16 protein-coding genes and 1 pseudogene are annotated in these 15,524 nt (G+C 48.9%); 10 read left to right on the plus strand and 7 right to left on the minus strand.

The genetic code is table 11. From position 1 onward, the window contains the following. The first annotated feature begins 9 nt into the window (after nt 1–9). The gene (locus J5W02_RS02715) at nt 10–1,179 is read left to right on the plus strand and encodes an MFS transporter (protein WP_219964103.1); all 1,170 of its coding nucleotides are present in this window, start codon (nt 10–12) and stop codon (nt 1,177–1,179) included. A gap of 222 nt (nt 1,180–1,401) precedes the next feature. Here J5W02_RS02715 and J5W02_RS02720 read toward each other — a convergent pair whose 3' ends face one another. Both J5W02_RS02720 and J5W02_RS02725 read right to left on the minus strand, forming a co-directional pair. Next, nucleotides 1,402–1,929 (minus strand): nitroreductase, encoded by a 528-nt coding sequence (locus J5W02_RS02720; protein ID WP_219964104.1) that lies wholly within the window; start codon nt 1,927–1,929, stop codon nt 1,402–1,404. A gap of 17 nt (nt 1,930–1,946) precedes the next feature. After that, nucleotides 1,947–2,483, minus strand: a complete 537-nt coding sequence (locus J5W02_RS02725) for a flavodoxin family protein (protein WP_219964105.1) — start codon at nt 2,481–2,483, stop codon at nt 1,947–1,949. 124 nt (nt 2,484–2,607) lie between these two features. On the opposite strand from J5W02_RS02725, the gene J5W02_RS02730 reads away from it, so the two are divergent. After that, nucleotides 2,608–2,934, plus strand: a complete 327-nt coding sequence (locus J5W02_RS02730) for a winged helix-turn-helix transcriptional regulator (RefSeq protein WP_219964106.1) — start codon at nt 2,608–2,610, stop codon at nt 2,932–2,934. Between the two features lie 149 nt (nt 2,935–3,083). Here the strand turns inward: J5W02_RS02730 and sigK are convergent, their stop codons facing one another. Then, nucleotides 3,084–3,731: an RNA polymerase sporulation sigma factor SigK gene (gene sigK, locus J5W02_RS02735; RefSeq protein WP_219964107.1), complete on the minus strand. Its 648-nt coding sequence runs from the start codon at nt 3,729–3,731 to the stop codon at nt 3,084–3,086. Between the two features lie 127 nt (nt 3,732–3,858). Between sigK and J5W02_RS02740 the strand changes: the two genes are divergently transcribed. Together J5W02_RS02740 and J5W02_RS02745 are read left to right on the plus strand one after the other, a co-directional pair. Then, nucleotides 3,859–5,235, plus strand: a complete 1,377-nt coding sequence (locus tag J5W02_RS02740; RefSeq protein ID WP_407928339.1) for an MATE family efflux transporter — start codon at nt 3,859–3,861, stop codon at nt 5,233–5,235. Nucleotides 5,236–5,327: 92 nt separating this feature from the next. Further along, the gene (locus tag J5W02_RS02745) at nt 5,328–5,825 is read left to right on the plus strand and encodes a hypothetical protein (protein ID WP_219964109.1); all 498 of its coding nucleotides are present in this window, start codon (nt 5,328–5,330) and stop codon (nt 5,823–5,825) included. A 67-nt stretch (nt 5,826–5,892) separates the two neighbouring features. Here the strand turns inward: J5W02_RS02745 and J5W02_RS02750 are convergent, their stop codons facing one another. Continuing rightward, nucleotides 5,893–6,798 (minus strand): CFI-box-CTERM domain-containing protein, encoded by a 906-nt coding sequence (locus J5W02_RS02750; protein WP_219964110.1) that lies wholly within the window; start codon nt 6,796–6,798, stop codon nt 5,893–5,895. Further along, the gene (locus J5W02_RS02755; protein WP_219964111.1) at nt 6,795–7,184 is read right to left on the minus strand and encodes a metal-dependent transcriptional regulator; all 390 of its coding nucleotides are present in this window, start codon (nt 7,182–7,184) and stop codon (nt 6,795–6,797) included. The genes J5W02_RS02750 and J5W02_RS02755 overlap by 4 nt, the downstream gene beginning before the upstream one ends. Nucleotides 7,185–7,358: 174 nt before the next feature. Between J5W02_RS02755 and J5W02_RS14925 the strand changes: the two are divergent. The 6 genes and pseudogenes from J5W02_RS14925 to J5W02_RS02780 form a co-directional block, all read left to right on the plus strand. Continuing rightward, nucleotides 7,359–7,898: pseudogene (locus tag J5W02_RS14925) on the plus strand (ATP-binding cassette domain-containing protein); the annotation flags it as partial. Between the two features lie 54 nt (nt 7,899–7,952). Beyond that, on the plus strand, nt 7,953–8,957 hold the full coding sequence (locus tag J5W02_RS14930) for an ABC-F family ATP-binding cassette domain-containing protein (protein ID WP_456237058.1): 1,005 nt from the start codon (nt 7,953–7,955) through the stop codon (nt 8,955–8,957). Between the two features lie 116 nt (nt 8,958–9,073). Further along, a complete protein-coding gene (locus tag J5W02_RS02765) occupies nt 9,074–9,940 on the plus strand; it encodes a MurR/RpiR family transcriptional regulator (protein ID WP_219964113.1) in 867 nt (288 codons plus the stop codon). A gap of 173 nt (nt 9,941–10,113) precedes the next feature. Beyond that, complete coding sequence (locus J5W02_RS02770) at nt 10,114–10,563, plus strand: MarR family winged helix-turn-helix transcriptional regulator (protein ID WP_219964114.1); 450 nt, start codon at nt 10,114–10,116, stop codon at nt 10,561–10,563. A gap of 30 nt (nt 10,564–10,593) precedes the next feature. After that, nucleotides 10,594–11,973, plus strand: coding sequence for a citrate/2-methylcitrate synthase (locus tag J5W02_RS02775; protein ID WP_219964115.1), 1,380 nt, complete (start codon nt 10,594–10,596; stop codon nt 11,971–11,973). A gap of 260 nt (nt 11,974–12,233) precedes the next feature. Beyond that, nucleotides 12,234–14,027, plus strand: a complete 1,794-nt coding sequence (locus tag J5W02_RS02780) for an aminopeptidase P family protein (protein WP_219964116.1) — start codon at nt 12,234–12,236, stop codon at nt 14,025–14,027. A gap of 50 nt (nt 14,028–14,077) precedes the next feature. Here the strand turns inward: J5W02_RS02780 and J5W02_RS02785 are convergent, their stop codons facing one another. Beyond that, nucleotides 14,078–14,842: an amino acid ABC transporter ATP-binding protein gene (locus tag J5W02_RS02785; RefSeq protein WP_219964117.1), complete on the minus strand. Its 765-nt coding sequence runs from the start codon at nt 14,840–14,842 to the stop codon at nt 14,078–14,080. Nucleotides 14,843–14,852: 10 nt separating this feature from the next. Beyond that, a complete protein-coding gene (locus J5W02_RS02790; RefSeq protein ID WP_219964118.1) occupies nt 14,853–15,494 on the minus strand; it encodes an amino acid ABC transporter permease in 642 nt (213 codons plus the stop codon). Nucleotides 15,495–15,524 lie beyond the last annotated feature (30 nt).

Genomic DNA, 15,524 nt, shown 5'->3' on the forward strand with positions numbered 1-15,524 from the left:
GGAGCGGAAATGAAGCAGAAAAAAGTGGTATCCAATATTGTGCTAATCGGGCTTGTCAGCCTGTTTGTTGATATGAGTACCGAAATGGTCTATCCTTTGGTTCCGCTGTTTCTGACCGCTACGCTTGGTGCGTCGCCCGCCATCGTAGGGATCATCGAAGGAATTGCCGAGAGTATTGCATCGCTTCTCAAGGTATTCAGCGGCTACATCGGGGATGTGCACCACAATAAAAAGCGTCTTACTTTTATTGGTTATTCGACGTCTGTCTTGTATAAGGTGTTTCTTCTCCTTGCAGCATCATGGCCCGGCGTTTTATTGGCGAGAGTCATTGACCGCACCGGAAAAGGCATCCGCACCGCACCGCGCGATGCTCTTGTAGCGCAGTCAAGTGACGGCAAAAAACTCGGAGGAGCGTTCGGGCTGCATAAGATGCTGGATATGGCCGGTTCCTCTCTTGGCGCGCTGCTCGCTTATTTTTTCGTTGCAGCCAACGTTGGTTTTCACCAGGCGTTTCTGCTTTCCATCATCCCGGCGGTGATTGGAATTTTGATTATTTTTTCCGTCAGAGAAGACAAAAACGGTGTTACAGCAAGTGAGAAGCTCACTTTGAAAGGGCTAAAGCTTGATAGAAAGCTGAAAATGTACCTTGCTGTCATATTTGTTTTCTGCCTCGGCAATTCATCAAACACGTTTTTGCTTCTGAAAGCTCAAAAGCAGGGCTTTTCAGCGTCACAGGTCATGCTGCTGTATCTGATTTTCAATGTGGCCGCCTCCGTCCTTGCCATTCCGTCAGGCAAATTATCCGACAAGTTCGGCAGAAGCAGGATTCTTGTGCCGGGTTACCTGATTTACGGCCTTGTCTATCTCGGCTTTGCTTTTCTCTCCGCCAAGTCCACTATCTTGGTTCTGTTTATCGCATATGGCGCGTACACCGCGTTTATCAGCGGCGCGGAAAGGGCTTTTATTGCTGAAAATGCGCCGACAGGATTAAAGGGAACCGTTCTTGGGATTTACGGAATGCTGCAAGGTGTCGGACTGCTGTTGTCGTCAATCATAGCCGGATTCCTTTGGGACAGAATAAATTCCGGCGCTCCGTTCCTGTTCGGCGGCGTTCTTGGAATTATTTCAGCCGTCCTGATAGAAATTACACTTGGAAGGAATAATAGTGTTACGGAGTAAAAATGATACCGGGGTGAGGGGATGGAACCGAAAAGGGCTGGGGGGACAAGATAGCTGACGGGCCCGCGATGCTTTGGGCAACCGATGGCTTTTCGCTGATTGCAGGCTTCGATTTTCTCCTTTCTGATTGGCGCACAAAAAAGGACAACCGATTTCTCGATTGCCCTTACATGGTGGCAGTTATTTACTTTGAGATGCTGGTATTCCGGCTTCGTGCGCTCTTCAGTCTGCGTAAAACACATGATTTTCCTTGCGAGGCGCGGCTTGGGGAATCGGCCCGTCGGGATAGCCCAGCACACAGTGACCGATACCCTCGTATTCGCCTTCGATCCCAAGAGATTTGAGAATTGCTTTGCCCTCGTCGCTTTCGAATTCTTGCTTCGCCCGGTTAATCCAGCAACTGCCGATACCGAGGGAATGCGCCGCCAGCATCAGATTACCCATAACAAGGCTGCCGTCGTAGACGCAGTTCCTCCAGTTTTTCTCCGCCAGCACAATGAGCACGACAGGTGCGCCGTAGAACGGGTCGAAATCCGGTTCCCAGCCGCCGATCTCCGAATTCATCTTGGAAAGCCTGTCACGCAGTTCCTTGTTCGTCACGGCGACGATGATGGCCGATTGCCTGCCCATCCCGTTGGGGGCATAGGTACCCGCCCGGATGATCTTGTCGATAATTTCCTTCGGCACGGAGTCCGGCTTATATTGGCGGATACTTCTTCTTTCTTCCATTGCTTTCAGCACTTCGTTCATGTGTAAAACCTCCATGTTTACAGATTTTTTCCCAATTTATATGCTTGCTGTGGATAGTCGGTCTTCTCAATATCCTTCCGATCAGAACAATCGTAAGCCAGTACTTTTCCGCAGTCCTGCCATTTTAGATAGTGGAGCATTTCCTGGTAGCTGCCTACAATACCGTTCATGATTCGGGGAGCCGCATCGGCAACGGTCACGAGCAGCACCGCCTTTTTCCCAGAGCCCACCAAATCATTGTCAATACCGTGGAAGCGGTCGATGACGGTTTTGATTTGCGCGGATGCACCGTGATAGTACAGCGGCGTAACAAAAACCAATAAATCCGCTTTCTTCAATTCCGGGTACAGTTTCATCATGCCGTCTTCAAATACGCACGGAAATTTACCACATTCGCATTTATCACAGCCAATACAAGGATGGACTTCTTCAAATGCCGCATCAAAACGAAACACTTCGTGTCCAACTTCTTTTGCGCCTTTTATAAACTGCTCAGCCAGCAAAGCTGATGTTCCGGCTTTATGAGGGCTGCCGGTAACCATCACAATTTTCATAGATCGTACTCCTTTCGGATGTTGCACTGTGGATTGCACTCCGTTGTTCCTTATTGTATAATAGTATAAATCAACATACAAGTATGCACTTTATTGACGCATACTATCTCAGAGGGAAGTATAAATGGAAAATTTAGATGGCTATACAAAAATATCGGACACTCCATACGGTTACACACTAAGCATTATAGGCGGCAAATGGAAGATGATTATCCTCTATCTGCTGTCTAATCATAAAGTGGTTCGTTATAATGAATTACATAGAATGATTGGCTCGATTACCTACAAAACACTAAGTGTTCAACTGAAAGAGCTGGAAGCAGACGGGCTGATTGTGCGCAAAGAATATCCACAGATACCGCCAAAGGTGGAATACAGCCTTTCTACCAAAGGGGAATCCCTAATCCCGATTATGGATGCAATGTGCGATTGGGGACATGAGCATCAATAACGCCGATTAATCTACCCGCAAATTAAATACTAAAACAGGGCGTTCCATTCATTGAAGCGTCCTGTTTTATTGTTATAGCTTGTCTGCTTCATAATTCAAAAATTGATGAATAACCGCATCGATTTTTATGTATGATACCACTGCTTACATTAAGCGCGCTCGGATACATAGGAGCGGGAAATGCCCAGTTTCTGCGCCACTTCGCGCTGGGTCAGCGGACTACGTCCCGTCAGACCGTACCGCAGTTCAATAATGGTCTGCTCTCTGGGGGACAGTACCTCACGAATATACCTCTTGAGCTGCTCGGATTTGATTTTACAGTCAAGGTTGTCAACGATGTTGTCTTCCGTGGCCATGACATCCATCAGTGTCAGCGCGTTTCCGTCCTTATCGGTGTCGATCGGTTCGTTGATGGAGATATCCTGCGCGGTCTTTTTGGAGGAGCGGAAAAACATCAGCACTTCATTTTCAATGCATCGGGCCGCATAGCTGGAAAGGCGGATTCCCTTGCTGCTGTCAAACGTGTTTACCGCTTTGATTAACCCGATGGTTCCAATGGAAATCAGATCATCCTGGTCGTTTGAGTTGGCGTAGTATTTCTTGATGATATGGGCGACCAGACGTAAGTTGTGTTCAATCAGTTCATTCTTTGCCTTCAGATCCCCGTTTTTCAGCCGTTCAAGACAGTCCCGTTCCTCCTGTGCCGTAAGCGGTCTGGGGAAGGAACCCGAGCCAGTGACGTGAAGAATAAAAAACAGCAATCCGGAGAGCGCAAATCCAAGTACGGCACCAATCATATAGCCACCCCTTTCTATTGTCGTTTGTCATTATATGCCCCGTCTCCCTTGTCCGTTGCAAGTCCGGTGAGGGGCGGCTTTTTTATTTGCGTAAACGGAGTTGAAAAAGAACGAATGATCGTGTAAAATGAATGAGATAAACAAAGGAGTGAAATTTTTGGAGAAAACAGAAAACAAAATGGGTACGATGTCGGTTTTTCCGCTAATCATATCCATGTCGGTACCGGCCATGCTGTCAATGCTGGTACAGGCTATGTATAACGTGGTGGACAGCTTTTTTGTTGCAAAAGTAAGTGAAAATGCGCTGACTGCGGTTTCACTCGCATTTCCAATACAGACTTTGCTGATTGCCCTTGCGGTGGGTACCTCCGTCGGAATTAATTCCCTGGTATCGCGCCGGCTGGGAGAGCGCAGGCAGGAAAAAGCAAATTCCGCCGCTACGCACGGGATTCTTTTGGGAGCGTTTAACTGGGCAATTTTTGCGTTGGTCGGGCTGCTTTTTTCAGAGCCATTTTTCCGCAGCTTTACGGCAAATGAAGAAATCATAACCATGGGCACCCAGTACATGAGTATTGTGTGTATCGTTTCTATGGGTGTTTTTATTGAAATTAACATAGAAAAAACGCTTCAGGCCACCGGAAATATGATTTACCCCATGCTGTCCCAGATTTTGGGGGCTGTTACGAATATCATTCTGGACCCGATCTTTATTTTCGGATTGCTGGGAGTACCCAAAATGGGCGTTGCAGGCGCGGCGATTGCTACCGTGATCGGTCAGATTTTTGCGATGCTGTTTCTGATTTATATTATCGTAAAAAAAGATCATCAGGTAGTTATCAGCTTCCGGAACTTCAAACTTGATTTTTCAACCATCAGAGATATTTATTCCGTTGGTTTCCCGTCCATCATTATGCAGGCGATCGGTTCCGTTATGGTGGTTGGTATGAACGCGATCTTAATCGGTTTTACGGAAACGGCGGTCGCTTTGTTCGGAGTGTACTTTAAGCTGCAGTCCTTTGTATTTATGCCGGTTTTCGGCCTGATGCAGGGGGTCATGCCGATCATCGGGTACAACTTCGGCGCGCGCAGACGCGACCGCCTTTTATCTACCGTCAGAATCGGTTCCATCATTTCTGTTGTGATTATGGCAATTGGCACCGCTTTGTTCTGGCTGATTCCGGACAGGCTTCTGCTGATTTTCAACGCATCCCGGCTGATGCTGGAAATCGGTGTTCCCGCGCTGCACACCATCAGCATCTGTTTTGTACCGGCAGCGCTGGGAATCATGTTTTCAACGGTCTTTCAGGCTGTCGGCAGCGGCTTTAAAAGCCTGATTATCTCTGTGCTGCGGCAGCTGATCGTGCTTTTGCCAGCTGCGTTTCTGCTTTCAAAAATCGGCCTGCCTTTCGTCTGGTACGCTTTTCCGATCGCCGAGGGTGCATCGTTGATTGCAAGTATTGTGTTTTACCTTCAGCTATACAAAAAAAGGCTGAAAACACTTTGATTATTGCTCCGCAGTATGTTAGAATAATGATAATTTACATTGTATGATTGTGGGTGTCCGCGCAGCTGCGGAGCAGATCATATGCAATACAGGTGATAAAAGTGCAAAACGGGCAAAGACAACGGACTACTGCCAACTCCCAGAGCATTATCTATTTGAGTTCCATTAAAAGTGAAACTCTGAGAGGGCATGTTTACAGTGAATATTACAAAAAAATCCTGCCGTTTCGCAATGAGTGCGAGCTTTTGCGCGGAATGGACGATCTCTTTGACAGTATATCCTTTCCGCAGGCCTCTTTTGAGGGCCGAAAATTTGAAGTGAAGAAACCCAAGCCTATCATAGAAAAGGTGGATGACGCTGTGGATGAGATCATGAATAAGATCCTGAATGAAAAGCCGATAACCTTTGTTGTCAACGTTCAGTACCGAAAAAACGCTACCTGGCAGGGGACGATTACCTGGGTTGAGCAAAATCAGACCGTCCGTTTCCGGAGCGCGCTGGAAATGCTGAAGCTGATGGAGCAGGCGTCCCTGGACGGCGCTGCACCGGTCGTCAACTGGAGCGGCAAGAATTCCGGCGGATCAGAATAAAATAAGCAGAACCCGGGACAGTGTCATGAAATTGACCATCCCGGGTTCTTTTTTGATGCTTTATCGGCTAGTTCAGCCATTTTTGTTCAAGAGTCTTCATCATTTCTTCGTATTTTTCCGCGCATTGCTGCGGATTTGCGTTTTCCAGCGATTTTAGACAGGGGGAAAGGTAAGTCTCCCAGATTTCCCGATACTCAGTCCGGCATTTTTCAGACCGGTCAATCCTGTCTACAATCATGGGTGCAAAAAGGTAATATTCACCGATTTTGGCTTTGCCCTGCGGGGTAGCCGCAAGCCAGCTGTCGCGGAAATGTCGGAAGGCGTTTAGTTCGGGGCAATTGTCTCCTTTTCCAAGCGAGGAGCAGACCGCGGTGGTGATAAAGCACAGCTTTTTTCGAAAACCGCTGCTGATGGTTTCATAGTTCGATTTGCCCAGCGGATTTTTCGGGTAATGCTCGTTCCAAATCCTTAAAAAGCTGTCCGCCAGCGCTTCCGCTGCGGGTGTGTGCTGTTCCAGCATAGCCGGAACCGTGAAAGCGACGATCATATAGCGGTATTCGAAGAGCCGCGGATCGCTTTCCTTTTTAATTCCGTCTTCCGCTATTTTTTTCTGAAAACGGTCAAATAAAATGCCCGCAAAAAAGTCGGGCGCTTCGTCATTGCCCGGCGCGGCAAGACAGTACGCTTTGAGCGCGGGGGAAATCAGCTCGCGGTAATTTTCAAATGCGGTGGGGTAAACGTTCTGCTTGACGTTCTTTAATCCGTTTTTCACGGTAAAAATTTCTTCATTTAAAAGAGAGAAGGCTTCATCCATCAGCCTTTGATAGTCATTTTCCTTTGCGCGTTCCGATTCGGAGAGCAGGGATTTTACATGGATGGGCTGCGCGCAGTACATGCACACAATCTCTTCCGCGTCCTGTGGTACCTGCAGCTCTTTTTTGCAGTGGGGACACTGTGCGGTGATGTAATTCATACGGTACCTCCGTCGTTTTTGTGTACCTGCGTAAAGTGCTTGATACGGTCAAAGCTCTCTTCACTGATAATATGCTCAATCCGGCAGGAATCCTGCAAAGCAATGTCGCTGCTGACCCCGAGGGTCATTTCCAGAAACTGCGCAATCAAAGTGTGGCGTTCATAAACGGAACTCGCTTTTGTGCGTCCCAGCTCCGTCAAAACCAGATTGCCGTTTGCTTCCATGGTAAGATAACCCGCTTCTTTTAAGATGCTCATGGCACGGCTTACGCTCGCTTTTGTAAATTCCAAGTAGTTGGCAACGTCAATAGAACGGACATAGCCGTTTTTATTCTGTAAAATCAGTATTGTTTCCAAATAATTTTCGCCCGATTCCTGTATTTTCACCGGTATACCTCCTAATTGGCGCGAAAATGCGGTCCGTATTTTTCATATTGTAGCATTGTTCCTCAAAAATGACAAGCGTTATTGCGATTAGTTTATAATTTCCGCTATATTTTTCTGAGCGGTTTTATGTTAAAATAATAAAATATATATTTATGTTTTCACATTGGAGGAACTATGATTACTGTATCCGATCTTGGCCTTGCGTTTAACGGCCAAAACCTGTTTTCCCATGTTAATTTGCTGTTCACTGCCGGGAACTGCTACGGTGTCATCGGAGCGAACGGCGCGGGAAAGTCTACTTTTTTAAAAATTCTTTCCGGCGAACTGGAGCCTTCAAAGGGTGAGGTTGTTATTGATCCCCGTCTGCGGATGTCCGTGCTCAGTCAGGATCACCACGCCTATGACTCCTATACCGTTTTTGAAACTATTCTGATGGGCAACGCGCGTCTGTACGAAGTAAGACAACAAAAGGACGCTATTTATGAAAAAGAGAATTTCACCGATGAGGACGGGATTCTTGCCGCGGAGCTGGAAGCGGAATTTGCCGATCTGAACGGTTGGGACGCAGAAACCGAAGCCGGAAAGCTGCTGCAGGGTCTGGGTCTGGACAACGCGCTGCTGGATACCGTGATGGGTACCCTCACGGGTACGGAAAAGGTACGCGTCCTGCTTGCGCGCGCCCTGTTCGGGCAGCCGGACATCATCCTTCTGGACGAGCCTACCAATGATCTTGACAACAAATCCATTGCCTGGCTGGAAAACTTTTTAATGGATTATGAGGGAACGGTCATCGTAGTGTCCCATGACCGTCACTTCCTCAATAATGTCTGCACCCATATTGTCGACATTGATTTCAACAAAATCAAGATGTATGTCGGCAACTACGATTTCTGGTATGAGTCCAGCCAGCTGATGCAGCGCGTGATGCGCGACCAGAACAAGAAAGCGGAGGACAAGATCAAGGAACTGCAGAATTTTATTCAGCGCTTTTCCGCAAACAAATCAAAGTCCAAGCAGGCGACGTCCCGTAAGAAGCTGCTTGATAAAATCTCCGTTGAGGAAATGCCGGCGTCATCGCGCAGGTATCCCTATGTCGGCTTTACGATGGACCGTGAGCCGGGCAAGGAAATTCTTGAGGTCACCAACCTTTCCAAAACCGTTGACGGGGTGAAGGTGCTGAACAACGTCAGCTTCCGTGTGAACAAAGGCGACAAAATTGCCTTTGTCGGCTCCAATGAAATCGCCAACACTACGCTGTTCCGAATTCTGATGGAGGAGCTGGAGCCGGACGAAGGCTCTTTCAAGTGGGGTGTTTCCACCAGCCAGTCCTATTTCCCGCAGGATAACTCCGCCTACTTCAACGGCTGCGAGGAAAGCATCCTAAAATGGCTGGAGCAGTATTCCAAGGATACGACGGAAACTTATCTGCGCGGATTTCTGGGGAAGATGCTCTTTTCCGGAGAGGACGTTTTAAAACCGGTAAATGTGCTTTCCGGCGGTGAAAAAGTTCGCTGCATGCTCTCCCGCATGATGATGTTCGGCGCCAACGTGCTTGTGGTCGACCAGCCGACCAACCATCTTGATCTGGAATCCATTACCGCCGTGAACGACGGCCTGACGGATTTCAAGGGCGTGGTGCTGTTTGCTTCTCACGACCATCAGTTTGTTCAGACGATTGCGAACCGTGTCATTGAAATTACGGATGACGGCATTATTGACCGTATCTCCACCTATGATGAATATCTGGAAGCGCGCGACGGCATCCTCTCTTAATCGATTTTATATAAGCCGGGGATGGACAAACCCGGCTTTTTGTTTTAAACTGTTTTTATCAAGCCGAAGGCTCCGGAACGGAGTCCCGGCGATACGCTGCAAAAGGGGACGGAAAGATGGCAAACGGGGAATTTCTTTTAAAGATCAATTCGCGGTATAATCTTTTTACAAAGGCCGAAAAAAAGGTGGCGGATTATGTCTTGCAGGACCCGAAACGGGTTTTGTTTCTATCCATTACCGACCTTGCGGAAGCGTGTGAGGTGGGGGACACCAGCGTTTTCCGCTTCTGTAAAACGATGCAGCTGCAGGGCTACCAGGAATTCAAAATGCTGCTTTCCCTCAGCATATCGGACGAGGAGGACAGCAGCAGCATCACGACGATGCTGTCCGGAAAAATTACGCAGGAGGACACCATTGAGGATGTGGCCAAAAAGGTTCTGCAGACCAACATTAACGCGCTGAACGAAACCTATTCGCTGCTGAATTTTGAGGAGCTTTCCCTCACGATTGATTATATGATCGGGGCAGGGCAAATTTATTTTTTCGGCGTGGGTTCCTCTCTGCTGACCGCTATGGACGCGGTGGACAAATTTGTGCGCATTACTCCGAAGGTTCACAATTACGCCGACGCGCATTTACAGGCGATGGCGGCTTCCATCCTTTCCCCGGAAGATCTGGCGTTCATTATCTCCTATTCCGGTGCGACAAAAGATACCATTCAGGTGGCGCAGCAGGCAAAAAAAGCCGGCGCAAGGGTGGTCTGCATCACCCGGTTCGCAAAGTCCCCGCTCACCGCCTATTCCGATGTGGTGATTTTGTGCGGCACGAACGAAGGCCCGCTGCAGGGCGGCTCCACTTCGGCCAGAATTAGCCAGATGCTTCTGATTGACCTGATCTATATGGAATACTTTAAGCGAACCTATGAGAAGAGCAGCGCCAACAAGCAGAAAACCTCCGGAGCGGTGTTAAAGAAACTTTATTAATGGGGTATTCCCATACAAATGCCTCCGCCGTCCGGCGGGGGCATTTTTTACGTTTTTCCAAAATTAACACTACGTTCACAGAATTGCGGTTGAATTCTAAAGCAAAAATAGTTATACTATAAAAATATAAACAAATGTTTATTATCATGAAAAGTTTACTAAGGGTGTTTAAAATGGCAAATCAGTATGTACAGGCCGATGATGATATCTTTCATTTTCTGGTATTTGTTCACAGAACATTGGCAAAACCGTTTGAAGATCATTTCAGGGGAAAATTCACAAGCCTGCAGCTGAACGCGCTGTGCGTTCTGTGCGCTGGCGAGCCGATGACAATGAGTGAGCTGGCTGCCAGCTTGCATACGCCGCGTCAGCAGATGAGCCGCATGATTGAAAAGCTGTATGAGGAAGGCCATATTGTGCGCAGTCTGGACAAAAGGGACAGACGAAAAATACGAATTTCCGTTTCGGAGGCAACCGCCAAAGAAATCCGTGATGGACGCGAAGAATTCGACAAAGCACTGAAATTGGCTATGGAAGGTTTCAGTGAAGCGGAATACAGAGATTTTAACGCCGCAGTTCGTATCGTAAACAGAATTCTCACCAAAATTCCCCAAAAGGATTAGCGTATAATGAAAGAAAAGGAGATATGAAATATGGAGAGAAACGGAAACGCAGATTTCTTTACGGTAACTCCCGCAATTTTGGAGCTTACCGACCTTTGTAAGAACCACAGTACGATCGATCCCTCGTTGTTCGCCAAATATGACGTGAAACGCGGTCTGCGCGATATTAACGGAAAAGGCGTTCTGACCGGTTTAACGGAAATATCGGATATCATTTCCTCCAAGGAAGTCGACGGAAAAAGCGTGCCCTGTGAAGGAGAGCTGTATTATCGCGGCATGAATATTCAGAATATTGTACGCGGTTTTATAGCGGAGAACCGCTTCGGCTTTGAAGAGACGACTTATCTGCTCCTGTTCGGCGAACTGCCGACAGAGGAAAAGCTGGAGGAGTTCAAAAAGCTGTTGTCCAAATACAGAACCCTGCCGACTAATTTTGTGCGCGACATCATTATGAAGGCCCCCTCGTTCGATATGATGAACACACTGGCAAGAAGTGTGCTTACCCTTTACGCTTATGACGAAAGGCCGAACGACACCTCTCTGCCGAACGTGCTGCGCCAGTGTCTGGAAATGATCGCGCTGTTCCCGCAGCTTGCGGTTTACGGTTATCAGGCCTACGCCCACAATATGGATCCAAATTACAGCTTCTTTATCCATGCCCCCAAACCGGAGCTTTCCGTGGCGGAGAACATTCTTTACATGCTGCGTATCAATAATCAATATACCGCGCTGGAAGCCCGTATCCTTGACCTTGCGCTCGTTCTGCACGCGGAGCACGGCGGCGGCAACAATTCCAGCTTTACCACCCATGTGGTGGCTTCTTCCGGAACGGACGCGTACTCGGTCATTGCGGCGGCGCTCGGTTCCCTGAAAGGGCCGAAGCACGGGGGCGCGAACATCAAGGTCATGATGATGTTTGAGGATATGAAGCAGAATATTGACGACTGGGAAGACGAGGATAAGGTTGCCGACTATTTGAGCAGGCTGCTGAACAAGCAGGCCTTCGATCGGGCCGGTTTGATCTACGGGATGGGTCACGCGGTATATTCGCTGTCCGACCCGCGCGCCAATATTTTCAAGAAATTCGTGCAGAGCCTATCCGAAGAAAAGGGCCTTACCAAAGAGTATAAGCTTTATTCTCTGGTTGAGCGTCTTGCTCCGGAAGTGATCGGGCGCGAGCGTAAGACCTATAAGGGCGTCAGTGCGAACATCGACTTTTACAGCGGGTTTGTTTACCATATGCTCGGTCTGCCGCCGGAACTGTTTACGCCCGTTTTCGCCATGGCGCGTATTGCCGGATGGAGCGCGCACTTAATGGAGGAACAGATCAACGTCGGCAAAATCATCCGACCCGCATACAAGAGTATTTCCGCCCACAGGGCCTATGTTCCCCTCCACGAAAGATCATAAAATTTCATACGGCGGGCACTTCGGTTTTACGGAATGCCCGCCGCTTTTTCGTTTGTCTTTCCGGTGGATAAACTTGACAATACCTCCGATTAAGCCTATACTTTTTTATATTCTGAGGTTTCTTTTGTCCTTTTTCAAAAAGCTGTTTTTACCGATTTTGACCGCCCGATGCGGCGCCATTTCATGAAAGCGGCTTTCTGTTTTCAGACCGTGCAAACAGAAGGGAAATGTCATTTTATAGAGTTAAGGAGTAATGTATCATGAACAGCGTAAATGAAAGACTTGCCGCGCTGCGCAGCCAGATGAAGCAAAACGGCGTGCAGGCGTGCATCGTGCCTTCCGCCGACCCGCACATGAGCGAATATCTTCCCGCTCACTGGCAGGCCAGAAGTTATTTTTCGGGCTTTACCGGCTCCGCGGGAACTCTGGTTGTGACGGAGACGGAGAGCGGCCTTTGGACGGACGGACGGTATTTTATACAGGCAGCGCACCAGCTGGAGGGCAGCGAAATCGTCCTGTACCGCATGGCGGTCAAAGGGGTGCCGACCTACACGGAATTTCTGGCCGATAAACTGGAAGACGGTGAGACGGTCGGATTTGACGGCAAGATGCTTTCCGCGGCTTCCGTTGAAGAAATGCGGGAGAAATTTGCCGACAAAAAGCTGAAGATCAAAGCGGTTGACCTGATAAAGGATATTTGGACGGACAGACCGGACATCCCCTCTAGCAAAGTGTTTGTTCATGATGCAAAATATGCCGGTTATACCTGCAAAGAGAAACTGGAGCAGATTCGGGAAGAACTGAAAAAACAGCATGCGGACGGAGAAATTTTTACCAAGCTGGACTGTGTGGCCTGGCTGATGAATATCCGCGCGGACGACATAGAATACAATCCGCTGGCGGTTTCCTACGCAATGGTTTATTCGGATTCCGCTTATTTGTTTATCAATACCGCGCGCGTTCTGCCGGAGACGCTTTCTTACCTGAAAGAAAACGGTGTGACGGTCAGGGAATACGAAGAGATCGACCGTGCGCTGCAGGAAATCCATACGGACAGGACGATTCTGGTAGACCCCGTCAATGTCAATTACGATCTGTATATGCTCCTGAAACAGAACAGCCATGTGACTGTGAAAGAGGGGGGAGATACCGTTATTGCGCTGAAGGGCGTCAAGAATGAAACGGAGATCAAAAATATCATCGAGGCTCACATCAAAGACGGCCGCGCGCTGGTTGAATTCTGTGTGAAATTCGAGAATATGATGAAAAACGGAGAAACCGTTACCGAATGTACCGTGTGCGACATGCTCAGGGAATACCGGGCAAAGCAGCCGAACAACATGGGGGAGAGCTTTGGCACTATCGCGGCCTACAACGCAAACGCGGCCATGATGCATTACAGCCCGAAGCCGGAAACCTGCAGTACGCTGAAAAATCAGGGCTTCCTGCTGATCGATTCCGGCGGGCAGTATCTGGAAGGTACCACCGACATTACCCGTACCTTCGTTTTGGGACCGATCAGCCGCGAGGAAAAAGAGCATTACACCTATGTCCTGAAAGCCCATATCGCACTGGCAATGGCTGTGTTCCTGGAGGGCTGCACCGGCGGGAACATCGACATCCTCAGCCGTGTGCAGGTGTGGAAGCACGGCATCGACTACCGCTGCGGTACAGGCCACGGCGTAGGAATGTTCAGCGGGGTGCACGAGGGCCCGCAGAACATGAGAATCAGCAACAATGTCGCCTTTAAAAAGGGCATGACGATTACCAATGAACCGGGAATATATGAGGAAGGCAAGCACGGAATTCGCACGGAAAACATCATGCTGGTCACCGAGTTTGTCAATAACGAATACGGCCAGTTCCTGAAATTTGAGCCGATTACCTATTTCCCGATTGATACCGCGGGAATCCTGACGGAGCTGATGACGCACGAGGAGCTAGAATGGCTCAACAACTACCACCGTTTGGTCTGGGAGAAACTTTCTCCCGGTTTAGACGGGAAAGAGCTTCAGTGGCTGAAAGACCGCACCCAACCGATTCAAAAGGCATAAAACAAAGCCGCGCTTCACATTGTGAAACGCGGCTTTTTCATACCCAGATGTTATTCTTCGTTGAAGCGGGATAAAAATGCTTTTGTGCGGTCGTTCTGCGTATTTCCGAAAAGTTGTTCCGGGTTTCCCTGCTCAATTATTGTTCCGTTGTCCATAAAAACCACATAATCGGCCACATCCCGGGCAAATTTCATTTCATGGGTGACAACCACCATCGTCATATGCTCCGCGGCTAGCTCGCGGATGACCTTGAGAATTTCTCCCGTCAGCTCCGGGTCAAGCGCACTGGTCGGCTCGTCAAAGAAAAGGATATCCGGGTTCATCGCCAGCGCGCGGGCAATGGAGACGCGCTGCTGCTGTCCGCCGGAAAGCTGGCAGGGGTACGCGTCTGCTTTATCCGCCAGATCCATTTTTTTCAGCAGCTCCGTTGCGGCCGCCTCTGCTTCCGCCTTCGACCGGTGCAGGACGCGGATAGGCGCTTCCGTAATATTCTGCATGACCGACAAATGGGGAAACAGATTAAAATTCTGGAAGACCAATCCGATATGCAGCCCGATTTTGCTGCACGCCGCTTTGTCCGAATAGACAGCCTTACCGTCCGCGCCGTTTTTCACCAGCCGTTCGCCGCAGATGGTAATCTCGCCGGAATCGACTGTTTCCAGTTGGGTGACGCAGCGCAGCAGGGTACTTTTTCCCGAACCGGAAGGTCCTATAATCGCAAGCACCTGCCCCTTGGTTACTTCTATTGAAATTCCGTTAAGCACTTTCGTGCCGTCAAAGCTTTTACAGATGTTTGTCGCAGTTAAGATATGCATTTCCATCCTCCTAACGGTAGTAGTTCAGCTTGGTTTCGGCCATTGTAAAGCAGCGGGTGACCACGCCGTTCATGACAAGGTAGAACGCGCCGGCAATTACCAGCGGGGTCATGTTGACCGCCGAGGAAACCCAGTTGGAGGTTACCTTGAGCAGTTCAACAATGCCAATGACCTGTGCCAGGGAAGTGTCCTTGACCAGTGTGATAAACTCGTTGCCCATCGGCGGGATAATGTGCTTTACAACCTGCGGCAGGATAATGCGGAAGAAGGTCTGGCTGCGGGTAAAGCCGAGTACTTTAGCCGCTTCGTGCTGACCGCGCGGAATCCCTTCGATTCCACCACGGAAAATCTCCGCAAAATACGCCGCGTAGTTTAACACAAAGGCGACTTCCGCCGCCAGAACACGGTTAAGCTGAATGCCGATCAGGGGCTTCAGGGCGTAAAAGAAGAACAAAAGCTGCAGCATCAGCGGTGTTCCGCGCATCAGCAGTATGTAGAGTCTGACCGGAAGATTGATGATTTTGACCTTTGTCATGCGCCCTTTGGCAACAAGAAGGCCAAGCGGCAGGGAAAAAATGAGCGTAATGAAAAAAATACGCAGCGACATGAGCGTTGCTTCCAGCATTTGAGTTAAAAGCACCTGATAATTCATGAACGCGACCTCCATAAAATGATTGTGTAA

The organism is Caproiciproducens faecalis (genome assembly GCF_019448085.1).
GTDB classification, from domain to species: domain Bacteria; phylum Bacillota; class Clostridia; order Oscillospirales; family Acutalibacteraceae; genus Caproiciproducens; species Caproiciproducens faecalis.